Genomic DNA, 19,502 nt, shown 5'->3' with positions numbered 1-19,502 from the left:
GCCGTACCCGTGCTGTCCGGCGTATCGCCGTTCCCGTACGCGCCGCTGCCGCGACGGACGGGGCACGGCGGTGATCCAACGGTATGCGGCATGGGGCCTCGTCGCGGGCGAACTTGCTCCGATTCCACGCGGAAGAGTCTGCGCCGGGGTGCCGCTCGTGCTTCCCGCCGGCGGGCGGAGGGCCGATGCGGCGGGGCGGTGTTCCGTCCCGGGCCCGGCTCCGCAACGTGAGCCGGGCCACGTAACATGGCAGCATGTCCTTCCTCCGCCGCCGTAGCGCCGCAACACCCGCGGGCCCGGACTTCGATGTCCTGGCCATGGACCCGGGGGACTGGCCCGGCAACCTCGGCGCCGGTCTGCTCCCCGCCCCCGACGGCAGCTGTCAGGGCGTCTTCCTCCGGTACGACCTGTACGGCGGCCGTGGCCCGGCCATGATCATCGGTAATCTCCCGGCCGGTTCGCCCGCCCGCGAGACCGAGGACGGCCAGGTTCCCTTCGAGGTCGCGCAGCTGCTGCTGGCCCTGGAGAACGACGAGCCGATCGAGGTCGTCAGCAGCGAGGACGTCCCCGTGATGCAGGGCGACAACCTGCTGATCGTCCGCCGGGTGAAGCTCTCGGAGAGCCGGATCTCCTGCGTCCAGTTCGACCGCAGCGACGGAGTGCTCGTGACCATCGCCAGCTGGGACCGGCCCATCACCGACGACCTGTACACCCTCCTCAAGCCCCTTCCGGCAGAGCTGTTCCAGCAGGGCTGAAACGTCACTGCATAGGCCTCCCGCATATGCGGGAGGCCTATCGTGTGCATCCGGCCCGGGCCCCTGTGCATCCGGCCTCAGCGCATCCGGCCCCGGCCCGTCGTGAGGTTCACGCGACGGGCCGGGGCCGGATGCTGCGGCGGCGGGGCTACACCTTGCTGCCCGCCAGCTCGGCCATCAGCCGTGTCACCTGCGCCGCCGAGGTGCCGAGCCCCGTAGGACCGCCGAGGTGCCAGGGAGCGCCGTGCCCGCGCCGCAGGTCCTCCTCGCGGTACCGGCGGCAGCCCCGGTGCCAGATCAGGATGCCCGCGATCCAGTGCTTGAGCTCCAGCACATAGCCCGCCAGCACCTCCCGCGCCTCGGCGTCCAGGCCGAAGTCGTCGTACAGCACAGGAAGTTCGACCTCCGCCACATGCAGGAACTGCCGCAGTCGCGACTTCATCAGGTCGTGCACGATCGCCACGCCCGTCGGATAGTCGACCCCGAAGAAGTTCTGCACGACCAGGACGCCGTTGTGCACCTCCCCCTCGTACTCGATCTCCTTCTGGTACGAGAACAGGTCGTTCAGCAGGCACGCGTAGTCCGCCGCGGCGTTCTCCAGCGACTGCATCGGGCCGCTGCGGTAGACCGCCTCCGGCACCGTCCTGCCGTGCCCGAGCCGGCACAAGCTCATCGTCAGGTTCGAGCCGAAGGTGTCCCTGCGCATCTCGACGTAGTCGACCGGATCAGGGATACGGTTCTGCGCCTGGTTGGCCAGCTCCCACAGCCAGCTCTCGGTCATCGACTCGATCGCGGTCCGGAAGGTGCGCCGTGCGCTCAGGTCCATGGGTTCCGCGGTCCTGCGCCACAGGTCGCCCAGCGACCGCTCCAGCGCGTTCACCGGCTCCGGGACGGCCTCACCGTCCAGCGGCATGAAGAGCGAGAGCCGCTCATTGGCCAGCCGCGCCCCCGCCAGGTCCCTGGACCGCCCGTGCACCACGGGGAACCAGTCGTCACCGTACGTACCCCAGGCCAGCCATGCCGAGGAGATGTCCAGCTCCTCCGGTGAGGCGTCCGGATGGATGCCCGCCGCGCACAGGGGAAGGTCGATCGCGATGATCCGTTCCTCGTCCCAGATGTGCGAGCCCGGAACCCCCGGCTGCGCCTCCAGGATGCCCATCCGGCGCGCCCAGTCGACGAGCCGTACCCGGGCACCCTCCAGGTGCGGGCTCAGCGTCGTCCCGAACGGCAGCTTCAGCTCGGGGATCAGGGAGGGGCCCACGTGCTGGTACGGCAGATGGCTGTGGCTGCGGGCCCGCGCCGTCTCCGAACGCAGCGTGAACTTGATCGAGGCGGCGGACATGCCGAAGCCCGCCACCGCCTCGCCGGCCCCGCCCCCGTTCATGTACCGGCTGGAGCGCATGTGCCACTCGTGGCCGCCGGACTGCCAGTCCTGGAGCCCCTTGACGTACGCGAGGACGGACGCGGTCTGCGCCGGGTCGAGGCCCTTCTCCGCGCAGAGCGGGCCCAGTTCGGTGAGGACGGTGTTCTCGAACTGCTGGAGCCGTGAGGTCAGCAGGTCGTTGACGGCCTCGGCGGCCTCCTGTGTGGAGCAGCCGAGGAACTTCTCCAGGACGAGGACCCCGTTGCTGTTCTCGCCCTCGTCCTCGACCTCGCGCTGGTACGAGAAGAGGTCGTTGCGCAGGTGCACCCCGTCGGAGAAGGCGTCGCGCAGGACGCGCAGGGGCCGTGCGTCGGCTACCTGGGCGGGCACCTCCGCGCCGGCCGCGTACTCCACCAGCCCGGCCGACCAGGGGGCGCCGCCGACCTTGCGGCGCATCTCGATGTACTCGACGGGGTTGGCGATGCGGCCCTCGTTGATGTTGGAGAGTTCCCACATCGACTCGTTGAGCAGGTTCTCCGTCGACTCAGCGAACCGGGCCCGCCAGGCGTCCGACATCGCGGGGACCGTACGCGTCCACAGATCGGCGAGGCCCGCCTCGACGGGGTTCTCCGGCTCGGGGGTCGCGGCCCCGCGCTCCATCGGCATGAAGGCGGGCAGCCGGTCCAGATACCGCTTGGCGCCCTCACGGTCGGGGGTGCGCTTGAACAGCTCCAGGAAGTGGTCGTCGAAGAAGAAGACCCAGACATACCAGTCGGTGACCAGGGACAGTGCCTCGGCCGAGCAGTCGGGGTGGGTGTAGGCGCAGAGCAGGGCGTAGTCGTGCGCCTCCAGGTCCTTCTCCTCCCAGATGCCGGATCCCTCCAGCATCCCCATGGAGCGCGCCCACTGACGCGTGTGCGTCCGTGCCGCCTCGACATGAGGGTTGAGCCGCGCCGGATACGGAACATAGAAGTCCGGCAGTGAGAAGGGCTGTGCCATGTGCGTCAGGCCTTTCCGAAGCCTCCGCGCGGCGAGCGCGCGGACCAGTAGTGGTGTCCGCGCCAGCTCTACCCTTCGGCCAACCGGGGCACGCACCAGGGCGATTAGTCGGATAATCGCGGTCTGATCTGTGCCCGCTCGGTGGCGGTCCGCTCGGTCGGCGGACTCGACTCGGTACGCCGGGCCTCAGCGCGGCGCCTCAGTACGCCAGGTCTCCGTACGCCAGGTCTCAGTACGCGGAGTCGACGTTGTCGATCGAGCCGTACTTGTCCGCGGCGTAGTTGGCGGCGGCGGTGATGTTGGCGACCGGGTCGGTGAGCTTCTTCGGGGTGCCGTTGACGTGGTAGGCGTCGAAGGTCGGCTGGATCACCTGGAGCAGGCCCTTGGAGGGAATGCCGTTCTGCGCGTTGACGTCCCAGTCGTTGATGGCGTTCGGGTTGCCGCTGGACTCACGCATGATGTTGCGGTGCAGCCCCTCGTAGGAGCCGGGGATGTTCTTCTTCTTCATGATGTCGAGCGACTCGCGTATCCAGCCGTCGAGGTTGTTCTTGTACTGCTTGGGTGCGGCGACGGCCTTGCGCTCGGTGGAGCGGTTGGCCGCCTGCTTCTCGGAGCGCGCCTTCTCGGCGGACTTCTTCGCCTCGGCCTTACGGTCGGCCACAGCCTTCTCCGCGGTGGCCTTGCGCTCCGCCACGGCCTTCTTCGCGGCGGCCGCGTCGGCGGCGGCCTTCTTCGCGGCGGTCTCCTGGGCGGCCTTCTTGGCCACGGCTTCCTTCGCCGTGGAGACACCGGCGACCTTCTCCGCGGCGATGGAGGTCCTGGCCGCGGCGGGCTGTGCGTCGCTCTGCCCGCCGGTCGCGGCGATGGCCGTGACGGAACCGGCCGCGACGAGCACGGCGGTGGCGAGCTTGTGGGAGCGGGTGATGCGGATGGTGCGGGGCATGCGTGAGCTCTTCCTTTTGGGGACGGGGTCTGCGGCCGGTGGCCGCGTGAGCAGAGACCGAGGGGGATCGGCTGCCGACCGCCGGGGGCGCTCGTCGCAGGCTCGGTCTCGGTGCTTGCCGGGATCCATGGTTAACGGCCACCTGGACAGGAGGCAATGACCCTATTTACTACCCCTCGTAGTAGAATGAGGGGAATACCCGTTTCAGGTGTTTCGCGACGCCGTGGGGGAGGGCTCGCACCCACTATCGCGGTTCGTAGGTGACGTGGGTCTCGTGGCGCGCCTCACCCGGGGCGGGCATCGAGATGCCGCAGAGTCAGTGCCCTGTCACGCAGGGCGGAACGCGGAAAAGCGCGCTGCGGGACCGGTGTGTCGGCACCGGTCGCGCAGCGCGCTCCCTTTACACAGTGGTTTCTTCGTCGTGGGTCTTCGGGGGAAGGCGGCCCACCCGCCTTCCCCCGAAGACCCACGCGGCCGCGTCGGCAGCGCTGATCACGCGTGCGCGATCAGCGCGTCCCGACCGCCGCCCGCACCGCCCGCCGCGCCATCGCGCAGTCGTCGTGCAGCCTGCGCAGCAGCAGCCGCTGCTCCTCGCCCGAGGAGAGCGCCCCCGGCCGGTCCTGGCCCGCGCCCGCGGGGGGCGCCTCGCGCATGGTGCGCTGCACGGCCGTCTCGTAGTTACGGATCTCCCGGGTCAGGACGAGCATCAGGTTCACCAGGAACGCGTCCCGCGCGGCCGGCCCCCTGGCCTGCGCCAGCTGGCTGATCTGGCGTCGCGCCACCGGGGCGTCACCGAGCACCGCCCACAGGGTCGCCAGGTCGTAGCCCGGCAGATACCAGCCCGCGTGCTCCCAGTCGACCAGCACCGGCCCGGTCGGGGACAGCAGGATGTTGGAGAGCAGCGCGTCCCCGTGGCAGAACTGGCCCATGCCCTGGCGGCCGCCCGCCTGGGCCAGACCGTGCAGCAGCTTCTGCAGGTCACCCAGGTCACGGTCGGTGAACAGGCCGAGCTCGTGGTAGCGGGAGATGCGCGAGGCGTAGTCCAGCGGCGCCTCGAACAGCCCGGGCGGCGGCCGCCAGGCGTTCACCCGGGCGATCGCACCGAGCGCCGCACGGATGTCGGCCCGCGGCGGCGCCTCCGCCGGGTGTCGGGTCAACGCGGCCACCCGGCCGGGCATCCGCTCGATCACCAGCGTGCAGTTCTCCGGGTCCGCCGCGATCAGCCGGGGCACCCGAACCGGGGGCCGGTGCCGGACGAACGCGCGGTACGCCGCTATTTCGTGCTGGAACCGCTCGGTCCAGGCGGGGGAGTGGTCCAGTAAACACTTCGCCACGGCGGTGGCCCGCCCGGTGGTGCCCACGATCAGGACCGAACGGCCGCTGCGCCGCAGCACCTGGACCGGGTTGAACTCGGGGCAGATGCGCTGCACGGAGGCGATGGCCATCCGCACCTGCGCGCCCTGCGGCCCGGAGAGGTCGATGCGTCCGCTGAGAGGTCCGGCACCCGGTCCCGCCGCCCGCCGGGTCCGGCCCAGACCCTGCGCCGGCGCACCGGCGTGGGGGGCGAGATACGGCCCGCCGCCCGTCCCCATGGGACGGAGCGGCCGGGGCGGGGCGGACACGGAGGACGATGCTGTGTACATGGGCGAGACAGATCCCTTCGTGCGCCGACAAGTTACGTGCGCCAACCCGGCCGACGGCCGTTCGGCACCCTGGGGAGTACCTGGGCTGCCGGGCGGGGTGGCGCTTTCCTACCTGACACCGGGTCACGGGTGGCAGACCATCTGGCGGACCCTGGCGAACCCTGGCGAATAGTCACAGCGCATCTGACAGGGGGTTAGTGTCAAGTCAGCCGAGAACCTGGGGGCTTGACGTGACCGGAGAACCCAACACCCGCCTTTCTGACCTGTTCGGCCTGGCCGGCTGGTCCAAGGGCGAACTCGCGAGAATGGTGAACCGGCAGGCGGCGGCCATGGGCCACCCGCAGCTGGCCACCGACACCTCGCGGGTCAGGCGCTGGATCGACATGGGGGAGTCCCCCCGTGATCCCGTGCCCGAAGTGCTGGCAGCCCTGTTCACCGAGCGGCTCGGCCGTGTCGTGACCATCGAGGACCTCGGGTTCGGCCGGCGCGGGCGTGTGGGGAAACGGCGTGACGCGGGGAAGGAACACGACCCCGATCAACTGCCGTGGGCGCCCGAACGGACGGCAGCGGTCCTCACCGAATTCACGGGAATGGACCTCATGCTCAACCGACGCGGCATGGTGGGCGCGGGCGCCGCGCTCGCCGCCGGCTCAACCATCGCCGGCCCCATGTACGACTGGCTGCGCAGCAGCCCCGCTTCCGCGGCCGACGCGCCACGCGCCAACGATCCCCAGCACGCCGACCCCGCCGGTTTCGACCGGTACGAGGCCGCGCCCGTGGGCTCCGAGGAGATCGAGGCCCTGGAGCACTCGGTCGAGGTGTTCCGCGCCTGGGACGCCTCCCGTGGCGGCGGCCTCCAGCGCAAGGCCGTCGTGGGCCAGCTCAACGAGGTGGGCGGCATGCTCGCCTACCGCCACCCCGACCATCTCCAGCGCCGCCTGTGGGGCGTCGCCGCCAACCTCGCCGTACTCGCGGGGTGGATGTCCCACGACGTCGGCCTCGAACCCACCGCCCAGAAGTACTTCGTCATCGCCGCCCACGCGGCCAGGGAGAGCGGCGACCGGCCGCGCGCCGGTGAGGCGCTCTCCCGCGCCGCACGCCAGATGGTCCACCTGGGCCGCCCCGACGACGCCCTCGACCTGATGAAGCTGGCGAAATCCGGCTCGGGCGACGAGACCCTGCCCCGTACGCAGGCGATGCTGCGCACCATCGAGGCCTGGGCACAGGCGGCGATGGGCAAGGGTCAGGCCATGCGGCGCACCCTCGGCGAGGCGGAGGAGCTCTTCGTCTCGGACAAGGGCGACGTACCGGCGCCGAGCTGGATGCAGATGTTCGACGAGGCCGACCTGCACGGCATGCAGGCCCTGGCGTTCCGCACCCTGGCCGAGCACGACCCGGCCGCCGCGTCGATCGCCCAGCGCCACGCCAAACAGGCCCTGGATCTGCGGGTCAACGGGCGGCAGCGCTCGAAGATCTTCGACTACATCTCGCTCGCCTCGGCCCTCTTCATCGCCAACGATCCCGAACAGGCCGACCGGTACGCCCGGCTCGCCCTGGTGTCGATGGGGGAGACTTCCTCGCACCGCACCTGGGACCGGCTGCGCGAAATGTACCGCCTCACCGGTCAGTTCGCGGGATACGCCAAGATCCAGGACCTCCGCGAGCAGATCGAGCTCTCGTTGCCGCAGAGCCCGGTCGCCCACAAGTCCAGGGGTACGCAGGCCTGATCCCCGTACGTGCCCGCCGGCGGAGGCCGTAACCGCCGCGCGCGCCCACCGTCATGACGCCCCGGCAGTCCTGAACACCGGTCCCGCGCTCCCTCACGCCCCGATCCGGGCGACCAGCACACACGCGTCGTCCAGGCGCTCGGTCCCGCCGAACTCCTCGACCATGCCCCGCACGCACTCCTGTGCGTCACGGGCCTGGGCGAACCGGGGGGCGAGGGCGAGCAGCCGCTCCGGGCCCGCACCCCGGTCGCTGCGCCGCGTCAGGCCGTCCGTGTGCAGCACGAGTACGTCGCCGGGGAGCAGACGCACCTCGTCCTGCTCGTAGGCGATCCGGGATGCGGCACCGAGCAACGCCCCCTCGGGGGGCGGCAGTCGGCGCCCCGTTCCGCCGCGGAAGAGCAGGGGCGCGGGGTGTCCCGCCTGTGCCCAGGAGAGGAGGCCGGTCGCCGGGTCGAAGCGGCAGCACAGCGCGCTGCCCAGGGCGGGCCGCACCGATGTTTCGAGGAGGTGGTCGAGGTGGCCCATCAGGGCGCCCGGCTCGATACCGGCGACGGCCATGCCGCGCAGCGCGCCGAGCATCATGGCCAGGGCCGAGGTGGCGGGAAGGCCGTGCCCGGACAGGTCGCCGACGCTCAGCAGGGTCCGGCCGTCCGGCAGCTCCATCGCGTCGTACCAGTCGCCGCCGATGAGGCCGCCGGCTGCGGAGGGGAGGTGGTGGGCGGCGATGTCGAGGGCGCCGGGCCCCCCGGCCGGAAGGAGGAGCGAACCGCGCCACGGGGGCAGCACGGTCTCCTGGACATCCACGGCCGTCCGGTGCCGCGGGCGCTCGACGGGCTCGTCGCGCCGGGCCGAGTCCTGGTTCCGGCTGACGGTCTCCTCGCCGCGGCGCAGCTCGCCGATGTCCCGGAGCACGGCCCACATGGAGGCGGTGCAGCCCTCGGAGTCGAGGACCGGTTCGCCCGTCATGTGCAGCGTGCGCACCTGGCCGTCGGGGCGCACGATCCGGAACTCCCCGTCCATCGGCTGCCCGTCCACCAGGCAGCCCGTCACCATGGAGGTCAGCTTCGGCTGGTCGTCGGGGAACAGCACGGACGGCAGGTCGTCCAGGGAGAGGGGAGGTGAACCGGGAGGCCGGCCGAAGATCTCGTACAACTCCTCCGACCAGCTGACCTCGTCGGTGAGGAGGTTCCATTCGGCGCTGCCCACCCGGTTCGCCGAGGAGCCCGCCGATGCGCCGTCCGCGCTCACGCTGTCGTCCTGGTCCGCCGAACGCCGGCCCGGCGGGCCTGCCTTGAGCTGACCCAGATGCTGGTCGAGGTTGTCGAGATGCTGGACGGCCAGGTCGCACAGGGCGCGCTGCCAGCGTGCCTGGGGGTCGTCCTCGTCGCTCACCGCCGTGTTCCGCCCCACGGCTTCCACATCTCCGCGCAGTCGGCGCGCACGGTGGATCAAGGCGTCGACGGCATCATGCGCGGGGGGCTGTGGTGCGGGGCGGTCCGCGAACAGATGGGACGGCATCTCGTACTCCGATACAGGCGCGGTGCGGCCGGGTCTCAGGGGGCGGCCGCTCTCGACTGTCGCACAGGCTGCGGCGGCCCGTAAGGGATTCGACCACACTCGATGCGTTGTTGCTTCTGGCATATGCCACCGGCTGCACGGGGCGGGCGAGCCTCCGAACGGGCGTACGGTTGAGGGGTGTTGGCCCTTCCCCGTGGCATAGGCGGACGCGGTGAACGGGCTGAGGGGGAATGCGCGTGCGCGCGGCCGGGCCGCCCGGCAGGATGCCTCGCATGCCCGAGCAGCCGAGTGCCATCCTTCCCCCGCGGTCCGTCCTCGACGCCTTCGGTGTGCGCGGCATCCCCGAGCCGCTGACCGGCGGGCAGGGGCGCAGCGTGCGGGTCGGCGGGGCCGTCCTGAAACCCGCGGAGGGAACCGAGGGTGAGTCGGAGTGGGCCGCGTCCGTCTTCGAGCGGCTGCCCCGGGGTGCCGGCTTCCGTGTGCCGCGGCCGCTGCGGTCGGCCGGAGGGGACGCCGTGGTCGAGGGCTGGACGGCCGCCGAGTTCACCGACGGCCGCCCCGGCCCCAGCAGGCGGTGGCCCGGGGTCGTCGCCACCGGCCGTGCCTTCCACGCCGCCCTGCGCGAGCTGCCCCGCCCCGCCTTCCTCGACCGCCGGACCCACCCGTGGGCGGTGGCCGACCGGGTCGCCTGGGGTGAGGAGGAAGCCGTCGTGGTCCCGGAGCTCGCCGGGCCCTTCGCGCGCCTGCTGTCCCTGCGGCGGCCCGTGGAGGCGACGGCGCAGATCGTCCACGGCGATCTCACCGGCAATGTGCTCTTCGCGCCGGGTCAGGACCCCGTCGTCATCGACTTCTCCCCCTACTGGCGGCCACCCCTCTACGCGGAGGCCGTGATCATCGGCGACGGCCTGCTCTGGTACGAGCCCGCCCCCGGCCTCCTCGTCGGCGGGGGAGGCGACCCCCGCTGGCGCCAGATGCTGATCCGAGCCCTGATCTTCCGGCTCGTCGCACGGAGCGGGCTGGTCGGCCCGTCCTGGCGCGCCGGGGAGAAGGAGGCGGCTCGCTTCCTTGCGGCCACGGAGGCCGTGGAGCACGGAGCGTACAAGGGCCCGGCGCGGCCCTGAGGACTGCTGGAAACAGGGCGATCCGGCCCGGGAATGCCGACGGGGTGGGCTGCGTTACCCCATCAGAACGAAAACGAATCCCATTCCCGTTACGGGAGTGGAGTCGTCGAGCACCACGGGAGGCGCCCATGGCACGCAACGACCTCAGGCCCGTCGTGACCCTCCGGTCCACCGCCGGAACGGGGAGCAGCTACGTGACCCGCAAGAACCGCCGCAACACCCCCGACCGGCTGGAACTGCGCAAGTTCGACGCCGCCGCCGGGCAGCACGTCCTCTTCCGCGAAGCCCGCTGACCGGATCGCGCGGAGGAGACCCGTACGCCACCGCCACCGCCACCGCACCTGTCACCGCCACCGCACCTGTCACAGCCGACACCATCGGCGAGCAAGGAACGCATCCATGAAGTCCCGCATCCACCCCGTCTCCCGCCCCGTGGTCTTCCGCGACCGTGCGGCGGACGTCGCCTTCCTGACCCGCTCGACCGCCGACTCCGGCGCGCGCGTGACCTGGGAGGACGGCAACACCTACCCCGTCATCGACGTGGAGACCTCGTCCGCGAGCCATCCGTTCTACACCGGGGGCCGTCAGGTGCTCGACACGGCCGGCCGCGTGGAGCGGTTCCAGCGCCGTTACGGCACCGACGAGGCGTCCCGGAGCTGACCGTCGCCGGCCCCGGCCGACGACGGAACCGGGGATTCCGTGCCGTGGATCACATCCACGGGGGCGGGTTCCCGGGAACAGTCCGAGATGGTTTATCGTTCATCTATACGTGGGTGTGAGGGGGACAGTGTCCCCGGGCCTCACCACAGCCCATGGGGGAAGTTCGCACAGCCGAAGCCCCCTGGAGCCCCTCGCCGAGAGGCGACCGCCCTTCACGCCCGCACTCAAGCCGCCCCGGCTGGATTCCCCCGATCCGGCCGGGGCTTCCCCGTGTTCCGGCCCCCGCGCCACCCGGTCTCGAGAACCGCCGCCCCCGCCACCAGGACCGCCGCCCCCACCGCGGCCCCGGGGCTCCACCACCGCTCCGTCAGCGCCGCGAGGGCCGCCCCGGCCACCACCGCCCCCAGCCGGCCCAGCACCCAGCCGTCCCCCGGCTCCAGCCGGCGCGCCGCCGCACGGCCGGCGAGCGAGGTGAGGGTCCCGGTGAAATAGTTCGTCGGCGTCACCCGGACCCGCCCCTGGACGCCCATCGCCAGCGACACGAGGGCCAGCAGTCCGAGCCGGTCACCGTACGACGCGACCAGCCCGAACCCCCACAGCGCGGCCGCCACCCCGAGCAGGACCGACTCGGCCAGCAGCGTCAGACCCAGGGGGAGCCCGGCCATCAGCGTCCCGGCCGCCACCCCGCACGCGTACGCAGCCAATGCGGTGACCACTCGCAGCGCCACACCGTCCTCGCCCGCCCCGGCCGCCGAACCACCCAGCAGGACCAGATTCCCGGTCATCACCCCCGCGAAGACCTGGCCCACGCAGAGGAAGGCGAACGCGTCCGCCGCCCCGGAGGCCGCGGACAGGAGCAGCAGCGCCCACGCGCCGCGCCGGGAGGGGACGTCGGCCCATGACGCGAGGGAAGAGGGGGACGGGGGCGGGGGAGGGGAGTGCACGCGAGCATTCTCGGTACGCACGCGCTCCGGTGCCGCGCGCCGCGCTGGACGCGGCGCGCCGTTGCCCGGCGCCTGCCCCCGGTGCTCCGGTTGGGGTGGGCCGGAGCACCGGTCACATCGTCTCGTGGAGGTCCTTGGCGTAGTGCTCGATGGCCGGCCGGTACTGCTGGACGTGCCGGTCCTCACTGGTCGACGCCACCACCCGCAGCAGCAGTTGCATCGCCTCGTGGTGCTCCTCCGTGTTGAACAGCGCCATCGCCAGGAACGTCTGGAGCGCCCCGTCGTCCGGGAACTCCTCGACGCCCCGGCGCAGCGTCTCCACGGCCTGCCCGTACCGCCCCAGCACCCGATAGGTACTGCCGAGGCCCAGCAGCGCCCCCCGCCGGTCCTCCGCGCCGAGCCCCGTTCCCGCCACGCTGCGCTCGTAGTACGCCACCGCCTCGGTCTCCAGGCCCAGGACGTCGTGGACCCACGCGGTCCGGTAGGCCACCTCCGCGTCGTCGGGGAACTCGGCGGTCAGGGCGAGCAGCCGCTCGCGCGCCTCCCCGGCCCGGCCCTCCTCACGCAGCCGGTCGGTCTCGGCCAGCAGGTCCTTCTTCTCACGTGCGCTCATGAGGTCCATCGTCGCAGGCGGCACCGGGCGGCCGGGCGATTTTCAGGCCCGGACGCCCACCCGGGTGTTTTCCGCCCCGGCGGGGGCATCTGTCCGCCATGACTGCAGAGACGAAACCCCGTACGCGACAGGGGACATGGGCACGCGTGCTGCTGAGGGTGACCGTCCTGACCGTGGTGCTGCTGGGGCTGGTGGCGTTCTCCATCCTCCTGGCAAAGGTGACACTCACCCCCTCGCCGGCCTCCGAGGACATCGTCACGTCGAATCTCCGGCCGGGCCGATCGCTGCGCCAGTACGCCGAGGACTACACGTTCCTCGCCGCGTGCAAGCAGGCCGGCGGCAATGTGCTGCTCGGTGTGCCCTTCGGACTGCTGCTCCCGTTCCTCGTGCCGCGCCGCCTGCGGATGATCAGCATGACGCTGCTGACCGCCGCCGTCATGGTCCTCGTGGAACTGGTCCAGGGTGCCCTGGTCACCGGCCGCGCCTTCGACATCGACGACGTCATCCTCAACACGTCGGGCGCCCTGCTCGGCTACTTCCTGCTGGGCCGCCGGATCAGCCACAGCTACCACGCGCACGCGCACACTCCGCGGGCCGAGGCGGTCGAGCCGGAGGCGGAGCCGAAGGCCGCGGAGAGGAAGACGCCCTACCGGACCAAGACGAAGACGGGGACGACGAAGACCGGCACGACGAAGGCCGGGACGCCTGCCCGGGGCACGACCAAGGCGAAGGAGCCGGTCGAGACCGGGGCGCGGACCGGCTCCACGCGCCTGCCGAAGGCCAGGGGTTCGAGCGGCCGTCCCACCGCCGGCGTCGGACAGCCCGGCTCCGGCCGCGCCCTGCTGGACCGCCTCCGCAGGCGCTGACCGTAGCGGGGCACAGGCACAGGCAGAGGGGTACAGGTAGGGCACGGGCATGGGCTGCCTGTGCCCCTGCCCGCTCCACCCGTTCGGGCCGCGGCCGTTTGCGGGCCGTCCCGCGCGGCCGCAGCGTGGGGGCATGTCCTGCGCGCGGCTGCCGCACGGACCCCCTGCCGAGGAGGAGCGACATGGCCGACGGCCGGTGGAGCCCGGGCCGCAAGGAGACCGACGCCGACGAGTTCCGGCCCGTCCTCGACATCATCGAGCCCGGCCGCCAGCGCCGGCTGACCGTCTTCTTCCGGCTGCTGCTCCTGATTCCCCATTTCATCGTGCTGTTCTTCCTGCACATCGCGGCCTTCTTCACCGTCATCGTGGGCTGGTTCGCCGCTCTGGTGCTGGGACGGCTGCCCGATCCCGTCTTCCGCTTCCTCGCCCGGTTCCTCGGGTACGACATGCGCGTGTCGGCCAGTCAGATGCTGCTGATCGACCGCTACCCGCCCTTTGCCCTGACCCCGCCGCCGGACTATCCGGTCCAGATCGACGTACGGCCCACCACCCTCAACCGGCTCGCCGTCCTTTTCCGGATCTTCCTGATGATCCCGGCGGCGATCGTGCAGAGCCTCGCCGTCTACGGCTGGTGGGCCCTGTGCTTCGTCTGGTGGGTCATCACGCTGGTCCTCGGACGGATGCCGCGCCCCCTGTTCGAGGCGACCGCGGCCACCCTGCGCTACCGGATGCGGTTCTCCGCGTACGCCATGATGCTCACCCCGGCCTACCCCAAGGGCCTCTTCGGCGACGACGACCTCGCCGTGGCAGCGGAACACTCCCGCTCCGCCACCCGGCCGCTGGTCATGAGCAGCGCCGGGAAGTGGCTCGTGGTGCTCTTCCTGGTGCTTGGCCTCGCCGGCAATGTCACCACATCGGTGACCACCACGACGACCTCCGACGACACCACGGAGCTGACCGGCCGCCCCTAGGGGATCAAGGCCTGAGGTCCGTCGTCTGCATCCGTCTACCCGAACTGGCTGATTCCGCACGGGAGATGGGTTGAAAACGCGCCTGGGGGTCACATGCAGTCCATGACGTCCAGCGACGCAACCACGGATACCGCCCCGCAGAGCGGGAAGACGCCCACGCCCCGTCCCGGGCGGGGCCTGCTGAAGGCCGTCGGCGTCTGCGCCGCCGTCCTGGCCCTGATCTTCGCCGCCGGCAAGCTCAGCCTGCTGCCGGGCCTCGACAGCCTCTTCGGCGAGGAGACCCACGACCGGTCCGGCCCCGCGGTCCTCAAGTCGATCCAGGACATGAGCGCGTACGAGGCGGCCTCGGGCAACTTCCAGGTCGTCGTCGACCTGGAGAAGGACGCCAAGTTCCTGCCCGACGCGGTACGCGGCACCCGCACCCTGTTCGTCGGCGCGGGCACCGTCGGCGCCTCCGTCGACCTCGGGAAGGTCACCGAGGACGGGGTCGTCATCAACGAGGACCGCACCACCGCCGAGATCCGGCTGCCGCACGCGGTGCTGGGCAAGCCGGCCCTGGACCCGGACCGCTCCTACGCCGTCTCCAAGCAGCGCGGAATCCTGGACCGGCTCGGCGACCTCTTCTCCGACAACCCGAGCAGCGAGCAGGCGGTCAACCAGCTGGCCGTCCGGCACATCGGGGAGGCGGCGAAGGAGAGCGGACTGACCGCCCGCGCCGAGAAGAACACAGCGGACATGCTGAAGGGGCTGCTCGGCTCCCTCGGCTTCGAGCGCGTCACCGTCCGCTACGGCGACGACCAGGGCTGATGCGCTCCGGCGACCCGACGCGGTGACCGACCGTCACGGCCCGCGCCCGGTCGCCGTCCCACCCGCCCCTTGTACAGCCACTCGTACCGCTCCCTTGACGCGTCCGCGACGGTGAGTATGGTCTAGGCCAAGTGCAAGGCCTTTCCGGCACCGGTCATCAGGCCTGTCCGGCAAGGGACTTGCAGCCCTTCGCGCCTCGTAGGCCCCACACTCGCGAGGCCTCGCCGCCGAAGCCGGGCCCCCCACGGCCCGCCACCGCGCGGTGCGGTCTCAAGTGAAGGAGAACCATGCACACGAAGAGGAAGACCGCACTCGCCGTCGGCGCCGTTCTCGCCCCGGTCCTCGCCCTGAGCCTCCCGGCGAGCTCCGCCAACGCCCACGGCTACATCTCCAACCCGCCCAGCAGGCAGGCCCAGTGCGCCGCCGGTACGGTCAGCTGCGGCTCGATCAGCTACGAACCGCAGAGCGTCGAGGGCCCCAAGGGCCTCACCAGCTGCAGCGGCGGCAACAGCGGATTCGCCGAGCTCGACGACGACTCCAAGGGCTGGGCGGTCACCCCGGTGAACCGCTCGCAGCAGTTCGAGTGGAAGCTCACCGCCCGCCACTCGACCAGCACCTGGCAGTACTTCGTCGGCGGCGAGAAGATCGCCGAGTTCGACGACGGCGGCGCGCAGCCCGGCGCCACCGTCACCCATCAGGTCGACTTCGGCAACAAGACCGGTCAGCAGAAGGTGCTCGCGGTCTGGAACATCGCGGACACCGTCAACGCCTTCTACGCCTGCATCGACGTCAACGTCAGCTAGCGGCAGGCCCTGTCCCCCCCCACGCGCCCCGGCCGGGCTCCAGCTCCACCCGGCCGGGGCGCGGCGCTGTCCCCGCAAGGACCGGCAGCACGGTCCGTCCTGGCCGGAAAGCGGCATGGCGCCGATGCTCCAGGTAGCCGAGCGGTTACCCTTCGTCAGCTGTCTGATTGATCATCAGTGCTCGAGGGGACCCCTGAATGAACCGCATGCGTACCGTACTTGCCGCGCTCGGCATCACCGCCGGACTGATCACCGCCCCCGCCGCCAACGCAGCCCCGCAGCCGGACGCCCCGGCCGCCGCCGAGCGGCACGAACCCTGCACCGGCGAATACCGCGGCGACGCCCGGCTCGGCCCGAAGTGGCTGCCGAACAACCGCCTCGCCCCGGTCGGCCCGCTGCTGAAGGGCTACCAGCGCACCGGCGACCTCTCCCCGCAGGCCTTCCTCAAGAAGTACTGGGAGGGGCCCGCGGACACCGGAAGCTGGAAGTACCCGCCCAACGACGGCTTCGGCGAGGTCAACGGCGAGATCGACAAGGAGCCCGCCAAGCTCCGCCCCGGCCAGCGCCTGGACCGCTTCGGCTCGGAGTACGGCGGCTACCTGGCCCCGGCCGGTGACGCCTACGCCGAGCGCGCCCTGCCCCCGCAGAACCTCAACACCCGGGAGGCGGCGACCCCCTGCGACTACCGCGTCTACAAGGTGGCCAAGCCCTTCTGGGTCTGGCAGGGCAGCATCGCCCCGTGGTTCGAGCAGCCCGGCGGCGGCCAGCAGATCAAGCTCGACCCGGTCTTCCTGAACCCGGGCGAGGGGCAGCGGCTCAACGTGAAGTGGCTGCTGGACCACGGCTACCTCACCTCGGCCGCGTAACACCTCATGAACCGCCAGGCGTTGCACGCCGCACTCATGGAGGCCTCGATCCCCGGCGGCTACTACCGGATCGAAGGCGTCCACGAGCCGGTCCCCACCCCGCCCGACTTCCTCTTCGTCCGACGGGCGGCGGACGGCGGCTGGGAGACCGGAGCGTACGAACGCGGCCGGGACGAGATCCTCGCCCGCCACCCGGACGAGGCCACCGCCTGCGCGCACCTGCTGCGGCTGCTCGTCTGACCGCGCCTCGCGCCCCCTTTGCCGTTACGGCAAAGATCCTTGTGCGGGCGGCGGACGCCCCCGAATGATCGTGACCGGGCGGCCGGACTCCGGCCCGGCCGCCCGACCGCCCTGTCACGACCGCCCCGCACCCCCGGGGCGCCCGAGGAGGAACCGTGCCGCAGCCCCCGACGGACCCCGCCACCCCGCCCGGCGCGGTCCACCGCCTGGTGGACACCCCCGGCGGCCGCATCCACCTGGTCGAGCAGGGCACCGGCCCCCTCGTCCTCCTCGTCCACGGCTTCCCCGAGTCCTGGTACTCCTGGCGCCACCAGCTCCCCGCGCTCGCCGCCGCCGGATACCGGGCCGCCGCCATCGACGTACGCGGGTACGGGCGTTCCGCCAAGCCCGCCGCCACCGACGCGTACCGGATGCTCGCCCACGTCGCCGACAACACCGCCGTCGTCCACGCCCTCGGCGAGGAGACCGCCACCGTCATCGGCCACGACTGGGGCTCGCCCATCGCGGCGAACAGCGCCCTGCTGCGGCCGGACGTCTTCACCGCCGTGGGCCTGCTCAGCGTCCCCTACGCGCCCCGCGGTGGGAACCGTCCCACCGACGGCTTCGCCCGGATCGGCGGGGACGAGGAGTTCTACGTCAGCTACTTCCAGACCCCCGGCCGGGCCGAGGCGGAGATCGAACGGGATGTACGCGGCTGGCTCACCGGCTTCTACACCGGGCTGACCGGCGGAGCCCTCACCCCCGAGGAGCACGGCAAGCTCTTCTTCGTACCCCCGGGAGCGCACCTCGCCGACCGGTTCCCCACCGGCCCGCTGCCCGCCTGGCTCACCGAGGCCGACCTCGACGTCTACAGCGGGGAGTTCGAACGCTCAGGCCTCACCGGCGCCCTCAACCGCTACCGCAACGTCGGCCGGGACTGGGAGGACCTCGCCGCCTGGCACGGAGCGCCCATCACCCAGCCCTCCCTCTTCATCGGCGGCGCCCTCGACGCCTCCACCACGTGGATGGCCGACGCCATCGACGCCTACCCGGCAACCCTCCCCGGCCTGTCCGTCGCGCACATCCTCGAAGGCTGCGGCCACTGGATCCAGCAGGAGCGCCCCGATGAGGTCAACCGGCTGCTGACGCAATGGCTGGACGGGCTGCGGTAGGGCGTACTCAGCAGGCGGGGCCGGGGGTCGCCGCCGTCGCCCGCAGCAGATCCCGTACGAGTGTGAAGTCGATCTTCTCCGGCGTACGGAAGCGGAGGCACCCCTTGCCCATGTCGTGGCCGGCCAGCCGGTCCGCGAACGCTTCCCGGACATCGGTGCGCAGGAGATAGACCGAGACGTACTGCTTCTGGCTGGCGAAGGCGACCTCGCCGGTCCCGTCCCGCTGGTAGACGGGCATGCCGTACGCCATCACCTCCCGGAACCCCGTCAGCTCCGCGCGGCACAGCGCACGCAGCTCGGTGAGCGCGCCCCGGCGGGCCTCCGGGAGCTCGGCGAGGTACTGGTCGACGTCTTCCGCGCTGCTCTGCACCATGAGCCGATCCTAAGCGGGCGGCGGGCGTGTGTCGGAGCGTGGTTCGCGCGGGCCAGGAGGCGAAGGTGAACGGATGAACAGTGCGAACATGCTGGCCGAGGCGTTCGACCGGGTCGCGGAAGCGGTCCACGCGGCGGCCGAAGGGCTCTCGGCCGACGACCTCAATGCCAGGATCGACGACGGAGCCAACTCGATCTCCTGGCTGATCTGGCACCTCACCCGGGTCCAGGACGACCACATCGCCGACGCCGCGGGCACCGGCCAGGTCTGGCTCACCAAGGGCTGGGCCGAGCGCTTCGGGCTCCCCTTCGACGAGGAGGCCACCGGATACGGGCACAGCAGCGACGAGGTCGCCGCGGTCCGCGTCGACTCCGCCGACCTGCTCCTCGGCTACTACGACGCCGTCCACGAACAGACCCTCGGGTTCGTCCGCGGACTGGACGGCCGCGCCCTCGACCGCATCGTCGACGAGGCCTGGTCACCCCCGGTCACCCTGGGCGTCCGGCTGATCAGCGTCATCGCCGAGGACCTCCAGCACGCGGGCCAGGCCGCATTCGTCCGGGGCGTACGGGAACGCACGTGAGACGGGGTTGCGGAGGAAGCACCTCCGCAACCCGTGCACCCTCCAGGCAGCGGTGCCATACTCGAAAAGCAGTCCGCCGCAGAGGCTTGTCATCGTCCGAAAGGCGACATGTCATGAGCTGGGCATCGTGGACGACCAGCGGTGTCTTCGCGGGAACAGGCGGAGTCCGCACCGAAGAAGCCGGCATCCTGAGCGGAGACCTCACGGTGCACACGACGTGGTCCGACGGCCAGGCGTCGGTGGCCGTGCAGTACAGCGGCTCGTCCGACTGGTTCACCCTGACGGGCAGCCCCGTGCCGTGCGCCTCCGAGGAGGAGAGCCGGGCCTTCCACCAGAGCGTCGTCGAAGCCGTGCGCGCCGGTGACGGGGCCACGGTCCCGCCGGACGGCACCGCCCCCGCCGCACCGCCCGCCCCCGCCTCCTAACGTTCCGCCCCCGCCTCCCGGCCCCGGGCCCGGAGGCGCGACCCGCCGCGTCCGCCACGCCCCATAGAGTGACCCGACAAGATCCGTTCCCCACCGGGGCGGGTGAGCGGGACACGGGGCGAGGAGCGGCG

At 71.7% G+C, this 19,502-nt stretch carries 21 protein-coding genes; 14 read left to right on the top strand and 7 right to left on the bottom strand.

What is annotated here, in order from left to right:
* Window positions 1–254 precede the first annotated feature (254 nt).
* The gene (locus tag IF17_RS0115065; RefSeq protein ID WP_030566079.1) at window positions 255–755 is read left to right on the top strand and encodes a hypothetical protein; all 501 of its coding nucleotides are present in this window, start codon (window positions 255–257) and stop codon (window positions 753–755) included.
* Between the two features lie 148 nt (window positions 756–903).
* Here IF17_RS0115065 and IF17_RS0115060 read toward each other — a convergent pair whose 3' ends face one another.
* The 3 genes from IF17_RS0115060 to IF17_RS0115050 form a co-directional block, all read right to left on the bottom strand.
* Complete coding sequence (locus IF17_RS0115060) at window positions 904–3,117, bottom strand: terpene synthase family protein (RefSeq protein WP_030566077.1); 2,214 nt, start codon at window positions 3,115–3,117, stop codon at window positions 904–906.
* A 229-nt stretch (window positions 3,118–3,346) separates the two neighbouring features.
* Window positions 3,347–4,060, bottom strand: a complete 714-nt coding sequence (locus IF17_RS0115055; RefSeq protein ID WP_030566075.1) for a transglycosylase SLT domain-containing protein — start codon at window positions 4,058–4,060, stop codon at window positions 3,347–3,349.
* Window positions 4,061–4,566: 506 nt separating this feature from the next.
* Entirely contained in the window at window positions 4,567–5,703 is a 1,137-nt protein-coding gene (locus IF17_RS0115050; RefSeq protein WP_030566073.1) for an aminoglycoside phosphotransferase family protein, read from the bottom strand.
* 230 nt (window positions 5,704–5,933) lie between these two features.
* Here IF17_RS0115050 and IF17_RS0115045 point away from each other — a divergent pair, with 230 nt between their 5' ends.
* Complete coding sequence (locus tag IF17_RS0115045; RefSeq protein ID WP_030566071.1) at window positions 5,934–7,430, top strand: DNA-binding protein NsdB; 1,497 nt, start codon at window positions 5,934–5,936, stop codon at window positions 7,428–7,430.
* A gap of 93 nt (window positions 7,431–7,523) precedes the next feature.
* On the opposite strand, the gene IF17_RS0115040 is transcribed toward IF17_RS0115045, so the two are convergent.
* On the bottom strand, window positions 7,524–8,948 hold the full coding sequence (locus tag IF17_RS0115040) for a PP2C family protein-serine/threonine phosphatase (protein ID WP_030566068.1): 1,425 nt from the start codon (window positions 8,946–8,948) through the stop codon (window positions 7,524–7,526).
* Window positions 8,949–9,220: 272 nt separating this feature from the next.
* Here IF17_RS0115040 and IF17_RS0115035 point away from each other — a divergent pair, with 272 nt between their 5' ends.
* From IF17_RS0115035 to IF17_RS0115025, 3 genes are all read left to right on the top strand, one after another.
* Window positions 9,221–10,069, top strand: coding sequence for an aminoglycoside phosphotransferase (locus IF17_RS0115035; protein WP_030566066.1), 849 nt, complete (start codon window positions 9,221–9,223; stop codon window positions 10,067–10,069).
* Window positions 10,070–10,197: 128 nt separating this feature from the next.
* On the top strand, window positions 10,198–10,362 hold the full coding sequence (rpmG, locus tag IF17_RS0115030; RefSeq protein ID WP_030566064.1) for a 50S ribosomal protein L33: 165 nt from the start codon (window positions 10,198–10,200) through the stop codon (window positions 10,360–10,362).
* A gap of 106 nt (window positions 10,363–10,468) precedes the next feature.
* Window positions 10,469–10,729, top strand: coding sequence for a type B 50S ribosomal protein L31 (locus tag IF17_RS0115025; RefSeq protein WP_030566062.1), 261 nt, complete (start codon window positions 10,469–10,471; stop codon window positions 10,727–10,729).
* 224 nt (window positions 10,730–10,953) lie between these two features.
* Here the strand turns inward: IF17_RS0115025 and IF17_RS0115020 are convergent, their stop codons facing one another.
* Both IF17_RS0115020 and IF17_RS0115015 read right to left on the bottom strand, forming a co-directional pair.
* Window positions 10,954–11,589 carry a YoaK family protein gene (locus IF17_RS0115020; protein WP_030566060.1) on the bottom strand — a complete coding sequence of 212 codons (636 nt, stop codon included), beginning with the start codon at window positions 11,587–11,589 and terminating at the stop codon, window positions 10,954–10,956.
* Between the two features lie 196 nt (window positions 11,590–11,785).
* Window positions 11,786–12,286 carry a tetratricopeptide repeat protein gene (locus tag IF17_RS0115015; protein WP_030566058.1) on the bottom strand — a complete coding sequence of 167 codons (501 nt, stop codon included), beginning with the start codon at window positions 12,284–12,286 and terminating at the stop codon, window positions 11,786–11,788.
* A gap of 146 nt (window positions 12,287–12,432) precedes the next feature.
* On the opposite strand from IF17_RS0115015, the gene IF17_RS0115010 reads away from it, so the two are divergent.
* The 7 genes from IF17_RS0115010 to IF17_RS0114980 all read left to right on the top strand — a co-directional run bounded on the left by IF17_RS0115010 (window position 12,433) and on the right by IF17_RS0114980 (window position 17,990).
* Window positions 12,433–13,152, top strand: a complete 720-nt coding sequence (locus tag IF17_RS0115010) for a VanZ family protein (protein ID WP_030566057.1) — start codon at window positions 12,433–12,435, stop codon at window positions 13,150–13,152.
* Between the two features lie 182 nt (window positions 13,153–13,334).
* Window positions 13,335–14,123, top strand: coding sequence for a DUF4389 domain-containing protein (locus tag IF17_RS0115005; protein ID WP_030566055.1), 789 nt, complete (start codon window positions 13,335–13,337; stop codon window positions 14,121–14,123).
* A 102-nt stretch (window positions 14,124–14,225) separates the two neighbouring features.
* Window positions 14,226–14,930, top strand: a complete 705-nt coding sequence (locus IF17_RS0115000) for a DUF4230 domain-containing protein (protein WP_030566053.1) — start codon at window positions 14,226–14,228, stop codon at window positions 14,928–14,930.
* A 287-nt stretch (window positions 14,931–15,217) separates the two neighbouring features.
* Window positions 15,218–15,733, top strand: coding sequence for a lytic polysaccharide monooxygenase auxiliary activity family 9 protein (locus tag IF17_RS0114995; protein ID WP_030566051.1), 516 nt, complete (start codon window positions 15,218–15,220; stop codon window positions 15,731–15,733).
* Window positions 15,734–15,930: 197 nt separating this feature from the next.
* Complete coding sequence (locus tag IF17_RS0114990; protein ID WP_030566049.1) at window positions 15,931–16,599, top strand: TNT domain-containing protein; 669 nt, start codon at window positions 15,931–15,933, stop codon at window positions 16,597–16,599.
* A gap of 6 nt (window positions 16,600–16,605) precedes the next feature.
* Window positions 16,606–16,839 (top strand): hypothetical protein, encoded by a 234-nt coding sequence (locus tag IF17_RS0114985; RefSeq protein WP_030566047.1) that lies wholly within the window; start codon window positions 16,606–16,608, stop codon window positions 16,837–16,839.
* 155 nt (window positions 16,840–16,994) lie between these two features.
* Entirely contained in the window at window positions 16,995–17,990 is a 996-nt protein-coding gene (locus IF17_RS0114980; protein WP_030566045.1) for an alpha/beta fold hydrolase, read from the top strand.
* A gap of 7 nt (window positions 17,991–17,997) precedes the next feature.
* On the opposite strand, the gene IF17_RS0114975 is transcribed toward IF17_RS0114980, so the two are convergent.
* Window positions 17,998–18,363 carry an iron chaperone gene (locus tag IF17_RS0114975; protein ID WP_030566043.1) on the bottom strand — a complete coding sequence of 122 codons (366 nt, stop codon included), beginning with the start codon at window positions 18,361–18,363 and terminating at the stop codon, window positions 17,998–18,000.
* A 73-nt stretch (window positions 18,364–18,436) separates the two neighbouring features.
* Here IF17_RS0114975 and IF17_RS0114970 point away from each other — a divergent pair, with 73 nt between their 5' ends.
* Both IF17_RS0114970 and IF17_RS0114965 read left to right on the top strand, forming a co-directional pair.
* Entirely contained in the window at window positions 18,437–18,946 is a 510-nt protein-coding gene (locus IF17_RS0114970; RefSeq protein ID WP_030566041.1) for a mycothiol transferase, read from the top strand.
* Window positions 18,947–19,059: 113 nt separating this feature from the next.
* Complete coding sequence (locus IF17_RS0114965; protein WP_018515128.1) at window positions 19,060–19,371, top strand: hypothetical protein; 312 nt, start codon at window positions 19,060–19,062, stop codon at window positions 19,369–19,371.
* Window positions 19,372–19,502: the final 131 nt, after the last annotated feature.

Origin of the sequence: Streptomyces cyaneofuscatus (genome assembly GCF_000718135.1) — a bacterium.
Lineage (GTDB): Bacteria > Actinomycetota > Actinomycetes > Streptomycetales > Streptomycetaceae > Streptomyces > Streptomyces cyaneofuscatus.
This window is presented reverse-complemented; position numbering and strand designations above follow the sequence as displayed.